Genomic DNA, 14,829 nt, shown 5'->3' with positions numbered 1-14,829 from the left:
CGCGAAGCGCCGCGCGGGCGGCGCTCGATCTCAAAGGCGCTGAAGATCCCAAGGCAAGCGCTTCGCGAAGCGCCGCGCGGGCGGCGCTCGATCTCAAAGGCGCTGAAGATCCCAAGGCAAGCGCTTCGCGATGCGCCGCGCGGGCGGCGCTCGATCTCAAGGGCGCTGTAGATCCCAAGGCAAGCGCATCGCGAAGCGCCGCGGCGCTCGATCTTGAGAACGAAAAACATTCCCCGGCGCGCAGACCTTCAATGAATACTCGATGCCAGCTCGAAGATCGGCATGTACATCAAGATCACGATCACCCCGATCAGCAAGCCGATAAAGGTCATCAGCAGCGGTTCGAACAGCTTCACGAACCACTCCACCCAGCGCCCGATTTCCTGGTCATGAAAATCCGCGCAGCGTTCGAGCATTTCCCCCAGGTTCCCCGATTGCTCCCCCGCCCGCAGCAGCCGCAGCGATACTGGGGTCACCAACTGCCCGGCCTCCAGTGCTTCCGACAGCGGCAGGCCTTCCCCCACCCGTTGGCTGGCCTGCGCCAGACCTTGCGCTGCGGCGCTGCCGAGCAGCCCGCGGGCCATGCCCATGGCCGTAAGGATGGGAATGCCGCCCTGCAGCAGAATGCCAAGCGAACGGTAGAAGCGCGCCAGCTCATACATCATCAAACGTTGATGCAAGGCCGGCATGCGCCGTATCTGGCGTGATACCCAACGCCGCAGTAGCGGGTTGCGACGCAGCAGCACCAGCGCACCGAGGGTGCCGGCCGTGGCCAGGGCCAGCGGCAATTGATGGGCATGCAGGAACATGCCGATCTGCATCAGCATGCGTGACAGCCACGGCAGTTCACTGCCCATGCCCTCGAACACCAGGCTGAAACGCGGCACCACATAGCCGAGCAGAAACAGCACCACGCCACCGCCGACCAACAGCAGCAGCATCGGGTACACCGAGGCGCCCACCAGCTTCTGCCGAACCAGGTCCAGCCGCTGGCGATAACCGATATAGCGGTGCAGGGCGTCACCCAAGGCGCCCGTGCGTTCACTGGACTGCACCAGTGCCACGTATAACGGCGGGAACACGCGCGGCTGCTGGGCCAGCGCCTGGGACAGCGAGCGGCCCTCGTACAGCTGGCGAACCAGCGCAGCCAGAACCTTGCGCGCGGCCCCGGGCGGGGCTTTTTCCGCCAGGCTTTCCAGGGCATCGATCAACGGCAAGCCCGCGTGCAGCAGCGTGGTCAGTTCCTGGCTGAACAACACCAGGTCGAACGCGGCCTGGCGGCGCCAGGCGATACCGCGCAGGGCGCCGCCGTGGCCGCGCACGCTGACTACCCGCAAACCTTGGCCCTCGACCTGGCGGCGCGCCTGCTCAGCGTCCTCGGCATCAATCTGCAATTGCACCACGCCCTGTCTGCCCAGGGCCTTGAGGCTGTAGCGCATGGCCGTGCTCCTCATTGCCAACTGTTGATTTCGGCGTTCTCACCGTCACCGCCGGGCTGGCCGTCCTTGCCCATCGACAGTAAGTCGTACTCGCCGCCGTTTTCGCCAGGCTGGCGGTAGATGTATGCCCGGCCCCATGGGTCTTGCGGCACCGCTTTCTGCAGGTAAGGGCCAGACCAGCGGGCCTCGCCGCTGGGTGCAGCCACCAGCGCCTGCAGGCCCTGTTCGCTGTTGGGGTAGTGGCCGACTTCCAGGCGGTACAGGTCCAGGGCCTTGCCCAGGCCTTCGATCTGCGCCCGGGCCACCTTGGCCTCCGAGCGGCCGAGCTGGCTGAAGTATTTGGGTGCGACGATGCCGGCCAGCAAGCCGAGCACCACCAGTACCACCAGAAGCTCGAGCAGGGTGAAGCCAGTTTGGCGGTTGGGTGTGCGCTGCATGGTGAAGCCCTCCTGCATGGGGGCATGCTTGCCCAGGGTTTGGCTGCTCCATGCAACAGCCGTGCACGTCTGCCTCGGGGCCTTGCGCCATGCGCCATGGCAAGCGGCACAGTGCTTGCGTCATCCCCGTAAAGCCCGGGTTTTCCGGGGCATTTCCCCCACATCGGGGGCACCGGCGGGGAGGCGACCGACATGCGTGGGATTATCCTGGGACTGATCTGGCTGGCAGGGGCAAGCGCCCAGGCCGACGTGTACATTTCCATCGATGCCAAGGGTGGCTACGTACTGACCAACGTCCACCGGCCCGGGCGCCACTATGAGCGGGTGATCAGCGAACCCCTTGCCCAGGCCGGCCCGGCCAATGCGCAGCTGATCACTGGTCGGCCGTACGCGGCCCTGGTGGCCACCGCGGCACGCAAGCACAACGTGCCGCAGGCGCTGCTGCATGCGCTGATCAAAGCCGAGTCCGGTTACAACCCCAAGGCGCGCTCGGCAGCGGGGGCGGTGGGGCTGATGCAGCTGATGCCCGATACGGCGAAGGAGATGGGTGTCGAAGATGCCCTGGACCCTGAAGACAACGTGCTGGGCGGCGCGCGCTACCTCAAACGCATGCTGACGCTGTTCGACAACGACATCACCCTGGCGGTGGCCGCCTACAATGCCGGCCCCGATGCAGTAATGCGCCGGGGGGCGGTGCCGCCGTTCGCCGAAACCCGGCGTTATGTGCCCAACGTGCTGCGCGAGTACCGCAAGTTGCAGGGGCTGGCGGCCGATTCGCCACTGTGACTGCAGGGCACCTTGCATCGGCATGATGGAAATCAGTGCCATGGTTTCCCCAACTCTGGGCTATACCCTTTGACAGGTGCTCAGCAGTGGAAGCCACCATGGACATCGCTCCCCGTACCGAGGTGCCAGAGGCACCTGCCGGCGCTGAAGCCGGCACCTCGCGCAAACCGTTCAACCTGCTGCGCTGGTACGCCTGGGTGAGCCTGGCCATCATCGTTTCGGTGGCGGCCGGGCTTGGGTTGATCTCAAGCCGTTTCATCATCAACGAAAGTGTCGAGCGCGACGCGCTGCTTACCGCCCAGTTCATCACCTCCATCGCCGACGCAGAAGTGCGCCATGTGTCGATCCCCAACGTGCGCACCATGGGCGAGCTGCTGGACCCACGCACTGACCGTTCCACCTTGCCAGGCGTGGACCCTGAAGCGCGGCGCAAGGCCCGTGGAGAATTTCTCGACCATATCGCCCACCTGCCGGACATGCTCCTGGCCAATATCTATGCACCTGACCGCACGGTGATCTGGTCGAGCAACCCGGCGCTGATGGGCAAGCTGATCGATGGCGATGACGACCTCGACCGGGCTTTCGAGTACAAGCAGCGGGTCTCGGCCAGTTACCACCCCTTCGAGCAGGCCCGCGCCGAGCAGAAATTCGTGACCCCACCCGAGCAGTTGTTCATTGAAAATTACATCCCGCTGTTCGACGCCGATGGCGAGCGGGTCACGGCCATGGTGGAGATCTACAAGGAGCCCCACGACCTGATCGTGCGTATCGAGCATGGTCTGGTGCGTATCTGGCTGGCGATGACCGTGGGTGCCGGGCTCGTCTATATCGGCCTTTACGGCATCATGCGCCGCGCCGCACGGCTGATGGCGGTGCAACAGAAACGTCTGATCAGCAACGAAACCTATGTGGCGCTGGGCGAGGTGTCCTCGGCCGTGGCGCACAGCCTGCGCAACCCGTTGGCGAGCATCCGCTCCAGTGCCGAGTTGGCCCAGGTGTTCGATGAGGGGCCCGCACAGCGCAATATCGATGAAATCATCATCCAGGTCGACCGCATGTCGCACTGGATTCGCCAACTGCTCCAGTCGCTGCGGCCATTGAACGATGAAGCGGTCGCGGTGGACCTGCACCAGGCCTTGCAGGAGAGCCTGCAGACCTTTGCCGCAGCACTGGCTCGCAGCGGCGTGACCGTCGACCTGCAACCGTTACCCGCAGTGCAGGTGCTGGGCCAGCCGGTACTGCTGCGGCAGATTTTCAACAGCCTGATCGACAACGCCCTGGAGTCGATGGAGCAAGGTGGCCGGCTGCGGGTGGCGGTGGTCAAGCAGGACCGTCGCAGCGTTACCTTGCGCTTGTCCGACACCGGCAGAGGCATGAATGAACGCCAGCAACGCATGGCATTCCGACCCTTTTTCACCACCAAACAAGGCGGGTTGGGGGTTGGGCTGGTGCTGGTGAGGCGCATCATGGAACGCTTCGGTGGGTCGGTGAGGTTGAGTAGCAGCGTGGGGCATGGCACGCGCGTTTCCCTCAACTTCAGACTGGCTCTATCTTCATAATTGTTATCAGGAAGTCTGTGTAATCAATTGATTAAAAAGGTTTATTACATGTTTGGGGTATAAAGACCCAAATGTGGGGGCTGTTTCTCGAATCCAGGTTCGAAGTGTTCTATAAGCAGCTGATATATATAGATATTGTATTTTCAGGTACCCATGGCTGGTTTTTTGCAGCGCTACCTAGGCGACAAATGGAGGCTGCGGGCTGGCTGGCGAAGTGCTATCAACTACGCACGGTAAGCCCACGGGTGCGACCTTGAACGCAATCTTGCGCGGGAACGAAGCGATGCAGACGCTGGAAACCGAATTCCCCGACAAGACCCCGGCACAGCCTGGCAGCGGCTTCGCTGCCCCGCTTCGCGAGTTCAACCTGCTGCGCTGGTTTTCGGTGATCAGCCTGCTGATCATTGCCTCGGTGGCAGGCGGCCTGGGTTACGTCTCGACGCGTTTCGTGGTGCGTGACAGCGTGGAGCGCGACGCCATGCTCACCGCCCAGTTCATCCAGGCCATGGCCCAGGCCGAGGTGCGCCATTCGCAGCTGCCGCCCGGCACCACCATGGGCGAATTGCTCGACCCACGGCTGGACCATCAACACCTGCAGGTCAGCCCCGCGCTGGCCGAGTCGACCCGCGTCGAATTTCTCGACCATGTCGAGCACTTGCCCGACACGCTGCTGGCCAACGTCTATGCCCGCGACCGTACCGTCGTCTGGTCGACCAACCCGGCACTGGTCGGCAAGCGCATCGCGGCCGATGGCGAGCTGGAGCATGCATTCCGCTCGCGCAAGGCGGTATCGGCCAGTTACCACAAGGCCGAAGAAGACCGCGAAGAGCAGAAGTTCCAGCGCGCCCCGCAGTACCTGTTCATCGAGAACTACGTCCCCCTGTTCGACAGCCAGGGCGAGCAGGTGATGGCGATGGTCGAGATCTACAAAGAGCCCCAGGACCTGATCCGGCGTATCCAGCGCGGTTACGTGCTGATCTGGGCCTCGACCTTGCTGGGCGGGGCACTTATCTACTTTGGCCTGTTCTGGATCGTGCGCCGTGCTGCGTCCATGCTGCGCCACCAGCAGGACCGCCTGGTGGCCAGCGAAACCTATGTGGCCCTGGGCGAGATGTCTTCGGCGGTGGCGCACAGCATGCGCAACCCGTTGGCCAATATTCGCTCCAGTGCAGAGCTTGCCCAGGAAATCGCCAACCCCCAGGCGCAGCAGAACATTGTCGACATCATCAGCCAGGTCGACCGCATGTCGCGCTGGGTGCGCGAACTGCTGGTGTCGCTGCGCCCCACCAGCGACATCGCCGAAGCCGTGGACCTGGTGGCAGCCATTGACGATACCCGCCAGGCCTTTGCCCAGCAGATCGAGCGCAACGGCGTGCGCTTCACCTTCGAGGGGCCGCAGGCGCAATGGGTGGCCAGCCAGCCGCTGCAGTTGTCGCAGATTCTCAACAGCCTGTTTTCCAATGCCATCGAAGCCATGCCAAGCGGCGGCCAGTTGCGTGCTCAGGTCAGTGTGCGGGATGGCCAGTGGGTCGACTTGCTGCTCAGCGACACCGGCAAAGGCATGACCAAGCAGCAGGAGCGGATGGTCTTCAAGCCGTTTTTCACCACCAAGCAGGGCGGCCTCGGTGTAGGCCTGGCGCTGGCCAAGCGCATCATGGAACGGTTCGGCGGCTCGGTCAGCCTGAGCAGCCGCGAAGAGGAAGGAACCCGCGTCAGCCTCACTTTCAATATTGCAGCGGGAGGGGAACATGGAGCACAGCATCCTGGTAGTCGAGGATGATGAAATCCTTGCCAACAACATTCGCACCTACCTGAGCCTCAAGGGCTTCGAGGTGACCGTGTGCAACAGCGCAGAGCTTGCGTTGGAGCAGATCAAGCGCATCCAGCCCGACGCGGTGCTCACCGACAACTCGCTGCCCGGCATGAACGGCCACGACCTGTTGCGCACCCTGGTGGCGCAGGCGCCGGAGCTCAAGGTGATCATGATGACCGGCTACGGCAACGTCGAGGATGCCGTGCAAGCGATGAAGGAGGGCGCGTTCCATTACCTGACCAAACCCGTGGTGCTCGCTGAGCTCAAGCTGACGCTGGAAAAGGCCCTGGCGACCGACCGCATGGAGCGCACGCTGTCGTTCTACCAGGAGCGCGAGGCGCAGAAGTCGGGGCTGCAGGCCCTGATCGGCGAGTCACCGGTGATGCTCACGCTCAAGCACACGCTGCGCCAGGTGCTCGATGCCGAGCGCCGCATGGCCAGTGACGACCTGCCGCCAGTGCTGGTCGAAGGCGAAACCGGCACGGGCAAGGAGCTGGTCGCCCGTGCCTTGCATTTCGATGGGTCGCGCAGCAAGGGGCCGTTCATCGAGTTCAACTGCGCATCGATCCCCGCCAACTTGCTGGAAGCTGAGCTGTTCGGGCATGAAAAGGGCGCCTTCACCGATGCCAAGGAGCGCCGTGTGGGGCTGGTCGAGGCCGCCGATGGCGGCACGCTGTTCCTCGATGAGATCGGCGAGATGGACCTGGTGCTGCAGGCAAAGCTGCTGAAGCTGCTGGAAGACCGCAGCATCCGCCGCATCGGCGCCGTCAAGGAGCGCAAGGTCGATCTGCGGGTGATCAGCGCCACCAACTGCAACCTCGAGCAGATGGTGCAGCAGGGCAAGTTCCGCCGAGACCTGTTCTTCCGCTTGCGCATCATTGCCCTGAAGGTGCCTCGGCTGTTCGCACGTGGGCAGGACATTCTGATCCTGGCCCGGCATTTCCTGGCCCACCACGGGCGCCGCTACGGCAAGCCGAACCTGCGCTTCAGCGCCGAGGCCGAAGCACTGATGCTAAGTTACAGCTGGCCGGGTAATGTGCGTGAGCTACGCAACATGCTGGAGCAGACCGTGTTGCTGGCGCCCAATGAAGTGGTGCAGGCGCATCAGCTCAACCTGTGCCTGACCTTGGTCGACGAGCCGCTGGCCCAGCCCACCGCCACACTGTATGAAATGCCGCGGCATGAACCGGAGCCTGGCACCAGCTTGCCGGACATGGAGCGTGACCTGGTGTGCAAGACGCTCGATCGCACCGATTGGAACGTCACCAAATCGGCGCGGATGCTCGGCCTTTCGCGGGATATGCTGCGCTACAAGATCGAAAAACTGGGGTTGACCCGGCCTGACAAACGTCAGTGGTGAGCGGTATCCGGTCGGGTTTAGTCCGGCCCCTTGGCGGGTGAACCCGCGAAGGGGCCGATGAGGTCTAACGCTGACCACCATCCGAGCCGGCACCGCCCTGGCCACCCGTGCCCTCCGAGCCCGTGCCATCCATACCCGGCAGGTCGCGGTTGTCATTCTGCCTGGCGGGCGGGCTTTCCGGGTCATTGCCCTGTATGCGCGGGTCGGTGTCCCGCGGCATGGGTTTTTCGATCGGGTTGAGGGTGCTGTCGACACCCGGTTTTGGTGCCGGGTTGTGCGGGTCGTCCGGGTAGGTCGGGCCGGTGCCAACCGCCAGGGCCAGCGGGGCGGCGAGCAGGGTGGCGAGCAACAAGCTGGTGCGGATCATCATGGGCAGGCTCCTTTGCGAGGGTAGGGCACGTATGTCTGTTCGGCCCTACCCGCCGCACCAAGGTGCCATTACTCCGATCAGCGGTCACACCACCGTCGACAGCGCCATGATGAAAATGATGCCGACCACCGACAGGATGGTCTCCATCATGCTCCAGGTCTTGAAGGTTTCGGCCACCGTCATGTTGAAGTACTGCTTCACCAGCCAGAAACCGGCATCGTTGACGTGGGACAGGATCAGCGAACCAGCGCCGGTGGCCAGCACCAGCAGTTCCCGGTTGACCCCGGGTACCAGGTCGATCACCGGTGCGACGATGCCTGCACCGGTGATGGTCGCCACCGTCGCCGAGCCCGTGGCAATACGGATCACCGCCGCCACCAGCCAGGCCAGCATGATCGGCGAAATTTCCGCCTGCACCGCCATCTGCCCGATCACGTTACCGACACCGGTGTCCACCAGCATCTGCTTGAAGCCACCGCCAGCGCCGACGATCAACACGATGGCTGCGGTGGGTGCCAGGCTCTGGTCGAGCATCTTCATGATCTGCTGGCGGGTGAAGCCACGCGCCGAGCCGAAGGTGTAGAAGGCCAGCAACAAAGCAGCGAGCAGGGCGGTGATCGGGTGGCCGATCAGGTCCATCCACTGGCGCACGATGTGTTCGGCTGGCAGCACCACGTCAGCGAAGGTCTTGAGCAGCATCAGTGCCACGGGCAGCAGTACTGTGACCAGGGTGATGGTGAAGCTCGGCAGGTTGCTCTGATCGGACTCCTTGGCAATCTGGTCCATCAGTTCCTGCGACGGGTTGCCGGGGATGTAGCGGGAGATGAAGTTACCGAACAGTGGGCCGGCAATAATCGCCGTAGGCAGCGCCACCAGCAGGCCGTAGAAGATGGTCTTGCCGATGTCGGCCTTGAAGATGCCGATCGCCAGCAGCGGGCCTGGGTGCGGCGGCACCAGGCCGTGAACCACGGAAAGCCCTGCCAGCAGCGGGATACCGATCTTGATCAGAGATACCCCGGAGCGCCGGGCGACGATGAACACCAGCGGAATCAACAGCACGAAGCCGATTTCGAAGAACAGCGGGATGCCCACCAGAAACGCGGCGAACATCATCGCCCAGTGCACGTTCTTCTTGCCGAAGGCGCGGATCAGGGTTTGCGCGATCTGGTCGGCGCCGCCGGAGTCGGCCATCAGCTTGCCAAGCATGGTGCCCAGCGCGAGGACGATGCCGACGAAGCCGAGCACGCCACCAAAACCGTCCTGGAACGATTTCATGACCTTGGCCACTGGCATGCCGGACGTCAGGCCGAGAAAGCCCGCAGCAATGGTCAGGGCAACGAAGGGGTGGACTTTGAAATGGGTGATCAGCAGGATCAGCCCGATGATGGTTACCAGGGCGTCGAGCAGCAGGTAGGTATCTGTAGCCAGTCCGAACATGGTTTTAAGGCCTCGGTCTTATCGTTGTTTTTGGCGTTGCTTTTAATTGAACTTTCGCCGTTTCAGGGCGTCGAGACAGCGCTGTCTTTGGTGAGCCGGATAAACCGCCAGGTCAGGCGGTCCGCGCCAGGTTCCGCTCACCGCAGGGCTTTAGCCAGGCGTCTACCGACTCGGCCAGCGCTTCGATGGGCAACGTGGCATCCAATGGCAGCGTCAACGGCTCGCCATGGGGGGACTCGAGGGCGGCGAACTGGCTGTCGATCAGGCTTGCCGGCATGAAGTGGCCAGGGCGTGCGAGCACGCGCTTTTCAGCTTCGGCAGGGGTAAGCTCGAGGAACACGAACACCAGCCCCGGCATTGCCTCGCGCAGGGTGTCGCGATAACGGCGCTTGAGGGCCGAACAGGTGAGGATCGGGCGCTCGCCATCCTTGACCGTGGCCTGCAGCTCCTGGCCGAGGCGCACCAGCCAGCCGGCTCGGTCGTCGTCGTTGAGGGGGGTGCCAGCACTCATCTTCTTGATGTTTTCGGCAGGGTGAAACGCGTCGCCTTCGATCAGGCGGCCGCCGCTTCTGGCGGCAATGGCAGCACCGACGCAGCTTTTGCCGCAACCGGCCACGCCCATCACCACAATGGCGGACAGGGGAGAATTCATCAGTACCTCCTGCGGGGCGAGGTAGCGCTGTCTCGTCGTGGACGAAAGGCTACTCCCCGGTGTTATTGATCTTGTCGTTACGCAGTATGGACGCTTGGCAGAAGGCGTGTAGCGGCCACCACCAAAGATTACATTGCCTGCGTCCTGAGACAGCGCTACCTTAGTGGCCGTTCCCCTCCCATGCAAGTAGTAAAATTACAACATTCATGTCCCGATCAGGCTCCCGCACTACCGGCCGTCCCACCCTGGCAGAAGTCGCCAGGCTTTCCGGGGTTTCCCCGATTACCGCCTCCCGCGCGCTGCGCGGCGTCAGCACCGTTGCCCCGGAATTGGTGGAAAAGGTGCTGGCCGCTGCAGCCAGCCTGGGCTATGTCGCCAACCCGGCCGCCAGGGCGTTGGCTTCTGCACGTAGCCAGTCGGTGGTGGTGCTGATACCGTCGCTGTCCAACCAGCTGTTCATCGACACCCTGGAGGCCATCCACGATGTCATGCGCCCCCGCGGGCTCGAAGTACTGATCGGCAACTATCACTACGATATCGACGAAGAAGAAAACCTGATCCGCAACTACCTGGCGTACCAGCCGTGCGGCATGCTGCTGACCGGCTTCGACCGCAGCGAGGCTTCGCGGCAAATGCTGACGGCCAGCCGCGTGCCCTGCGTGCACATGATGGAGCTGGGCGGCGAGGCGGGTGCGTTGTCGGTCGGCTTTTCCCAGCAGCAGGCCGGCCGCGCGGCGGCGCAGCACTTACTCGAGCGTGGCCGGCGGCGCCTGGCGTTTATCGCCGCGCAACTCGACCCGCGCGTGATGCAACGGGCCGAAGGCTTCCGTCAGGCTTTGGCCGAGGCAGGCTTGGCCGCGACCGAACTTGAAATCCTCTCGCCGCAGCCCTCGTCCATCGCACTGGGCAGCGAGTTGTTCAGCCAACTGCTGGCGCAGGCGCCGGATGTGGACGGCATTTTCTTCTGCAACGACGACCTGGCCCAGGGCGCGGTGCTGCAGGCGTTACGGCAGGGGATCGAGGTGCCACGCCAGGTGGCGATGGTCGGTTTCAATGATTTGCCGGCATCAGCGCACATGGTGCCGCGCCTGACCTCGATCCGTACGCCACGGGCTGCCGTTGGTCGGGGCGCGGCACACGCGTTGCTGGCCTTGCTCGACGGCAAGCGCGTGTCCACCGAGCAGCAAGACCTTGGGTTTGAATTGATGGTGCGCGAGAGCTCCTGACTTTTCTTTGTCACTAATGACTAAGTGATATCAGTTTGCTTGCACGCTTTCGGCGCCGATCTATGCTCAGGAAACCCCGCGCACAAAGGACCCCGGCGCCATGTTCGACTTTCATCGCGAGTGAGGCACAAGCAAAGGCGGCCTCTCTAACGCGGTACTCCCACTTTAACATGCCATCTCACGAACCCCCATGCATATCACCCTGGGAGTGTCCGAGATGAGCAACCCAAAAAACACTTTGCAAACCCCACCCGTCCTCATTCCTTGGGAAGAGGGCAAACGCCTAGTCGGCGCGTCGTCTGATACCACCATGTACAAGTACATCGCCATGGGGTTTCCGGGGCCTCTGATGGTCGGGCCGCCTCGCGCTAACGGCGCCTCAGGCAAACGCATGTTTGTCAAAACTGAGGTGGACGCCTGGCTGGCAGACCGGATCGCGGAACGCGATGCAGTATATGGCCGTGTACAGCCAGCCTGAAAAAAGAAAACCCCGCACAGGGTACGAGCCTGCCGGGGCGGAGGGGATTACATTATGATTTCCAGTATATCGAGCAGCGCCAGCACTGCAAGTGCTTACTTCGCCGGGCTAAGCACCGTTGGCTTTGGCACAAATCCACCCGCGTCCGCACAGTCTGCGACACCAATTCAACAGGGGCGCCCCAAAACTGGTGCTAGGCAAGTAGGCGCCGAGAATGGCAAGAAGGCTGTGACCATAGACAATGAGTCTCGGGAGCTGCTGAAACAAATCTCCCAAGATTTCGTCATGTTCACTGGGGCCTCGGCACCACTGGCTTACCGCATCGAGACAGGCACCAAACTGAGCAGAGAAAGCTTCGTCCTGTTCTGTAATAAACACTACGGCAACGTGTCTTTTATCAACGAGGTAGGCACGGAGGTGGACCGGGCGTCCGCTGGGGATATCTGGTGGAAGTGGGACGATAACAGTCGGCGTGTGGTTGACACTGTCGTCATGGAGCCAACATCTACGCCAGAGCACGAAGGCGTGCCGGAGGTGTACAACCGCTGGTACACCCTGCGCAAAACCATGGCCATACCGAACTATGACGCCGCCAAGGAGGACGTAGCACCGTTCATTAACCACCTGATGAGCATCAGCGACGGCGACCAGATCGGCGTCATGTACTTCCTGAACTGGCTGGCACAGCTCTACCAGTTCCCCGATACCAAGATCCCTGTAGCCATCATGCTCTACAGCCAGTTCGGCGGCGTGGGCAAGAACCTTGTGCAGAAACTACTTTGCAAGGTGTTCGGCAAACCGCTGGTGTCCGGGGTATCAGGCAAGCGCTTTCAGTCCAATTTCATGGATGCCATCGAGCACAAGCGCATCATCTTCATCAACGAGCTGGCACGCTCCGACCGGGCCGATGGGTACGAAGACTTCAAGACCCAGGTGAGTGAGCCAGAAACCCAGTTCGAAGGCAAGGGCCGGGCAGCCCGAGAAGTCAAGAACATCGCCCACTACATCATCACCACCAACAACATCGACGCGCTGCCGCTGATGCAGAACGACCGTCGTATCGCTGTGCTGATGACCGTCAATCCGCCGCTTGAACCCGGCTACTACGATGATCTGGTCGAATGGATAGATGGGCCAGGCGCGGGCATTGTGGCCAACCTGCTGCGCACTTGGCAGTTCCCGGCAGGTTGGAACCCATACGCTCCAGCACCACAGACCATTGCAGCGCTGACCGTCCAGAAGGAAGCTCGGAACGGCCTCACTACTGTGCTGGACGGATTGATTGAGGAATGCCTGCCGCCATTCGACAAGGACATTGGTCGCACGATGCACCTGTGCGCGCAGCTGTCCACCTTGTATGGCAATTCGTTGCTGAAGGGTATGGCTGTGAACAACAAGACATTGCCCAAGGCACTGGAGGCGCTGCGCGCAGTCAAGATTGGCTCGGGAACCGCAGCGGAGAATAACGCATGGTGCTGGCGTCGGCATGATCGATGGGCCGGCGTCCGACTCAAGGACTGGAAAGCCTACTTGGATGGCAAAGCAACATCCCCTGTACCAGACACTGAGGGTGCCGATCATGAATGACGATATCGCACGCCACTTGGAAAGTATGATGGCCGCGATGCGCTATAGGGGCGCATCTAACATCTGCAAAATCAGACTGGCCAAGAACATACTTGGGCTTTGCGACTCGTCTGTGCGAGCGCAACGGTATGCCTCCGAAGCACGAAGGGTATTAGCCGATCTACAAGGTGGCGCAGATCAGTTAGCTCAAGCCTGTGCAAAGCTGCGCCAGCTCAAGCACCAACTGGGCCTGCGCCATCTCTTTGGCATTCAATTGGACGTGACTGGTCCGAACGACCACCGTTGGCTGGAGCAGACCCTGTGCCCGCAGCCTGTCGATATCCAGCTGGAATGGCTCGACTCGGCGATCAGTCGAGCGCAACGGGTCACTGGCAAGCTACCAGAGCACCTTGGTACCGCCGATGTGCTGACCGCCCTGTGGGAAGCGCTGGAGCGAGGTCACGCTGCATAGCTGCGCGGGCGTAGCCAAGCCTCCCTGACTGTAGTAGCGTTCTGCCCAAATTAATGGAGGATCCGGACTACAGAAGGATCCACTTGATCAGCATGTTGCTCAAGAGACTATCTATGGACGAAGAACTACAAAAGATTCTTATAGTGGCAAATGAAACAGAGGCTATGGCAGATCGTTTCAGAAGTCTGTTGGGCGACACACCCGTGCAAAAGGACCTGAAAGCAGCGTTCGAGACCTTGTTCCAGCATTTGAATCTTCTCGCCGACGCGTATAACGCTGGGAACATGGAGGCGGTACTTCTCCATGCACGAACAGCCGGTGTATATGGGGAAGCGGTAGGGCATGAATCCTCTAAATTAAGCAATAACGATTTTAAGGCAGCTGGAAGGAGACTTCTTGAAAAAGCCGTTGAGCTTAGAATTACCGTAGAATCAAGCCCCCTTGGCTTAGCGCCCCTTCAAAAAATCAAGAGCTCCACTCAAGAGGCTGCATCGCAAAAAGCCGATACCATCAACTATAGCAACGACGGTACAAGACTTAAGGCTTTTATCGACGAACAAGAGAGGCATGATCAGCGAGTCAAGAAACTTTTGAATGAAAATGAGTTGCGAATTGCCAGCCTAACGAGTCGCCTTGAAGATCTCGAAGGAGCTGCGCAAGGAGAGATCGACAAAATTACTTCGACCTATGCGGATGCACTTCGGGAAGTCGGAGTAAAAAAGACGGAGATTGATGGCATACTCGGCCATGTCTCAGGCAGGGCAATCGCCGGCGACTACGAAAAGAGTGCTGCTGAGGAAAAGAAAATGGCTGACCGCCTGCGTTTTTGGTCCTTAGTGTGCATGGTTGTGATAGCTCTATGTTTGATCTATACGCTGATAGGGCATTCGAGTAATTGGCAGGAGTCATTATTCCGCGTTTCCCTGACTTTTTTGCTTTCCGTACCAGCAGCATACCTTGCAAGGGAATCGGCTAAACACCGGGAGCAACAATATCAACACCTGCAAACATCACTTGACCTAAAAGCTCTTTCGCCCTTTGTAGCATCTCTCCCAGACGAGGAGCAGCACAAAATCAAGATCGCTATTGCCTCGAAAATTTTTGCTGGCAGGGATTTTTCCAAGGTCGGGGCCGATCCCTTCCCGATTAATACACAAGAAATAATCATGGAGTTGCTGAAGAAGGTAGAAGTCTCGAAGACCAAGCCGCAGAAAGCATCGGAGTGACACGACAA

General features: G+C 61.1%; 15 protein-coding genes. 9 read left to right on the top strand and 6 right to left on the bottom strand.

The features are described 5' to 3' along the window. The 3 genes from ACFY68_RS20185 to gspG form a co-directional block, all read right to left on the bottom strand. Positions 1-230, bottom strand: a 230-nt coding sequence (locus ACFY68_RS20185) for a hypothetical protein (RefSeq protein WP_387530872.1), incomplete at its 3' end; no start/stop codon positions are given. A gap of 18 nt (positions 231-248) precedes the next feature. Continuing rightward, positions 249-1,439 (bottom strand): type II secretion system F family protein, encoded by a 1,191-nt coding sequence (locus ACFY68_RS20180; protein WP_387530869.1) that lies wholly within the window; start codon positions 1,437-1,439, stop codon positions 249-251. 11 nt (positions 1,440-1,450) lie between these two features. Next, a complete protein-coding gene (gene gspG / locus ACFY68_RS20175; RefSeq protein WP_346614303.1) occupies positions 1,451-1,876 on the bottom strand; it encodes a type II secretion system major pseudopilin GspG in 426 nt (141 codons plus the stop codon). Positions 1,877-2,068: 192 nt separating this feature from the next. Here gspG and ACFY68_RS20170 point away from each other — a divergent pair, with 192 nt between their 5' ends. From ACFY68_RS20170 to ACFY68_RS20155, 4 genes are all read left to right on the top strand, one after another. Beyond that, positions 2,069-2,662: a transglycosylase SLT domain-containing protein gene (locus ACFY68_RS20170; protein ID WP_346614302.1), complete on the top strand. Its 594-nt coding sequence runs from the start codon at positions 2,069-2,071 to the stop codon at positions 2,660-2,662. Positions 2,663-2,760: 98 nt separating this feature from the next. Continuing rightward, on the top strand, positions 2,761-4,221 hold the full coding sequence (locus ACFY68_RS20165) for a sensor histidine kinase (protein WP_387530864.1): 1,461 nt from the start codon (positions 2,761-2,763) through the stop codon (positions 4,219-4,221). 283 nt (positions 4,222-4,504) lie between these two features. Continuing rightward, the gene (locus tag ACFY68_RS20160) at positions 4,505-6,001 is read left to right on the top strand and encodes a sensor histidine kinase (RefSeq protein WP_387530861.1); all 1,497 of its coding nucleotides are present in this window, start codon (positions 4,505-4,507) and stop codon (positions 5,999-6,001) included. Beyond that, a complete protein-coding gene (locus ACFY68_RS20155; RefSeq protein ID WP_346614299.1) occupies positions 5,970-7,394 on the top strand; it encodes a sigma-54 dependent transcriptional regulator in 1,425 nt (474 codons plus the stop codon). Before ACFY68_RS20160 ends, ACFY68_RS20155 begins: the two co-directional genes overlap by 32 nt. Before the next feature lie 64 nt (positions 7,395-7,458). Here ACFY68_RS20155 and ACFY68_RS20150 read toward each other — a convergent pair whose 3' ends face one another. The 3 genes from ACFY68_RS20150 to ACFY68_RS20140 form a co-directional block, all read right to left on the bottom strand. Beyond that, complete coding sequence (locus ACFY68_RS20150; RefSeq protein WP_387530885.1) at positions 7,459-7,761, bottom strand: hypothetical protein; 303 nt, start codon at positions 7,759-7,761, stop codon at positions 7,459-7,461. Between the two features lie 87 nt (positions 7,762-7,848). After that, positions 7,849-9,201: a GntP family permease gene (locus ACFY68_RS20145; RefSeq protein ID WP_387530858.1), complete on the bottom strand. Its 1,353-nt coding sequence runs from the start codon at positions 9,199-9,201 to the stop codon at positions 7,849-7,851. A 112-nt stretch (positions 9,202-9,313) separates the two neighbouring features. Continuing rightward, on the bottom strand, positions 9,314-9,853 hold the full coding sequence (locus tag ACFY68_RS20140; RefSeq protein ID WP_346614297.1) for a gluconokinase: 540 nt from the start codon (positions 9,851-9,853) through the stop codon (positions 9,314-9,316). Between the two features lie 206 nt (positions 9,854-10,059). Between ACFY68_RS20140 and ACFY68_RS20135 the strand changes: the two genes are divergently transcribed. The 5 genes from ACFY68_RS20135 to ACFY68_RS20115 all read left to right on the top strand — a co-directional run bounded on the left by ACFY68_RS20135 (position 10,060) and on the right by ACFY68_RS20115 (position 14,821). Continuing rightward, a complete protein-coding gene (locus ACFY68_RS20135) occupies positions 10,060-11,079 on the top strand; it encodes a LacI family DNA-binding transcriptional regulator (protein WP_387530856.1) in 1,020 nt (339 codons plus the stop codon). Between the two features lie 190 nt (positions 11,080-11,269). Beyond that, entirely contained in the window at positions 11,270-11,557 is a 288-nt protein-coding gene (locus ACFY68_RS20130; RefSeq protein ID WP_387530853.1) for a helix-turn-helix transcriptional regulator, read from the top strand. 228 nt (positions 11,558-11,785) lie between these two features. Continuing rightward, complete coding sequence (locus ACFY68_RS20125; protein ID WP_387530851.1) at positions 11,786-13,144, top strand: primase-helicase family protein; 1,359 nt, start codon at positions 11,786-11,788, stop codon at positions 13,142-13,144. Further along, positions 13,137-13,595, top strand: coding sequence for a hypothetical protein (locus ACFY68_RS20120; RefSeq protein WP_387530849.1), 459 nt, complete (start codon positions 13,137-13,139; stop codon positions 13,593-13,595). Before ACFY68_RS20125 ends, ACFY68_RS20120 begins: the two co-directional genes overlap by 8 nt. Before the next feature lie 113 nt (positions 13,596-13,708). Beyond that, on the top strand, positions 13,709-14,821 hold the full coding sequence (locus tag ACFY68_RS20115; RefSeq protein WP_387530847.1) for a hypothetical protein: 1,113 nt from the start codon (positions 13,709-13,711) through the stop codon (positions 14,819-14,821). Positions 14,822-14,829 lie beyond the last annotated feature (8 nt).

Origin of the sequence: Pseudomonas sp. NPDC012596 (assembly GCF_042902325.1) — a bacterium.
Lineage (GTDB): Bacteria > Pseudomonadota > Gammaproteobacteria > Pseudomonadales > Pseudomonadaceae > Aquipseudomonas.
Note: the sequence above shows the minus strand (reverse complement) of the source record. Positions and strands in the feature narration are given on the sequence as shown.

Excerpts from the sequence above, each read along its gene's own strand:
- ACFY68_RS20180 (WP_387530869.1), bottom strand. The coding sequence starts at position 1,439 with ATGCGCTACAGCCTCAAGGCCCTGGGCAGACAGGGCGTGGTGCAATTG.
- gspG (WP_346614303.1), bottom strand. The coding sequence starts at position 1,876 with ATGCAGCGCACACCCAACCGCCAAACTGGCTTCACCCTGCTCGAGCTT.
- ACFY68_RS20170 (WP_346614302.1), top strand. The coding sequence starts at position 2,069 with ATGCGTGGGATTATCCTGGGACTGATCTGGCTGGCAGGGGCAAGCGCC.
- ACFY68_RS20165 (WP_387530864.1), top strand. The coding sequence starts at position 2,761 with ATGGACATCGCTCCCCGTACCGAGGTGCCAGAGGCACCTGCCGGCGCT.
- ACFY68_RS20160 (WP_387530861.1), top strand. The coding sequence starts at position 4,505 with ATGCAGACGCTGGAAACCGAATTCCCCGACAAGACCCCGGCACAGCCT.
- ACFY68_RS20155 (WP_346614299.1), top strand. The coding sequence starts at position 5,970 with ATGGAGCACAGCATCCTGGTAGTCGAGGATGATGAAATCCTTGCCAAC.
- ACFY68_RS20150 (WP_387530885.1), bottom strand. The coding sequence starts at position 7,761 with ATGATCCGCACCAGCTTGTTGCTCGCCACCCTGCTCGCCGCCCCGCTG.
- ACFY68_RS20145 (WP_387530858.1), bottom strand. The coding sequence starts at position 9,201 with ATGTTCGGACTGGCTACAGATACCTACCTGCTGCTCGACGCCCTGGTA.
- ACFY68_RS20140 (WP_346614297.1), bottom strand. The coding sequence starts at position 9,853 with ATGAATTCTCCCCTGTCCGCCATTGTGGTGATGGGCGTGGCCGGTTGC.
- ACFY68_RS20135 (WP_387530856.1), top strand. The coding sequence starts at position 10,060 with ATGTCCCGATCAGGCTCCCGCACTACCGGCCGTCCCACCCTGGCAGAA.
- ACFY68_RS20130 (WP_387530853.1), top strand. The coding sequence starts at position 11,270 with ATGCATATCACCCTGGGAGTGTCCGAGATGAGCAACCCAAAAAACACT.
- ACFY68_RS20120 (WP_387530849.1), top strand. The coding sequence starts at position 13,137 with ATGAATGACGATATCGCACGCCACTTGGAAAGTATGATGGCCGCGATG.
- ACFY68_RS20115 (WP_387530847.1), top strand. The coding sequence starts at position 13,709 with ATGGACGAAGAACTACAAAAGATTCTTATAGTGGCAAATGAAACAGAG.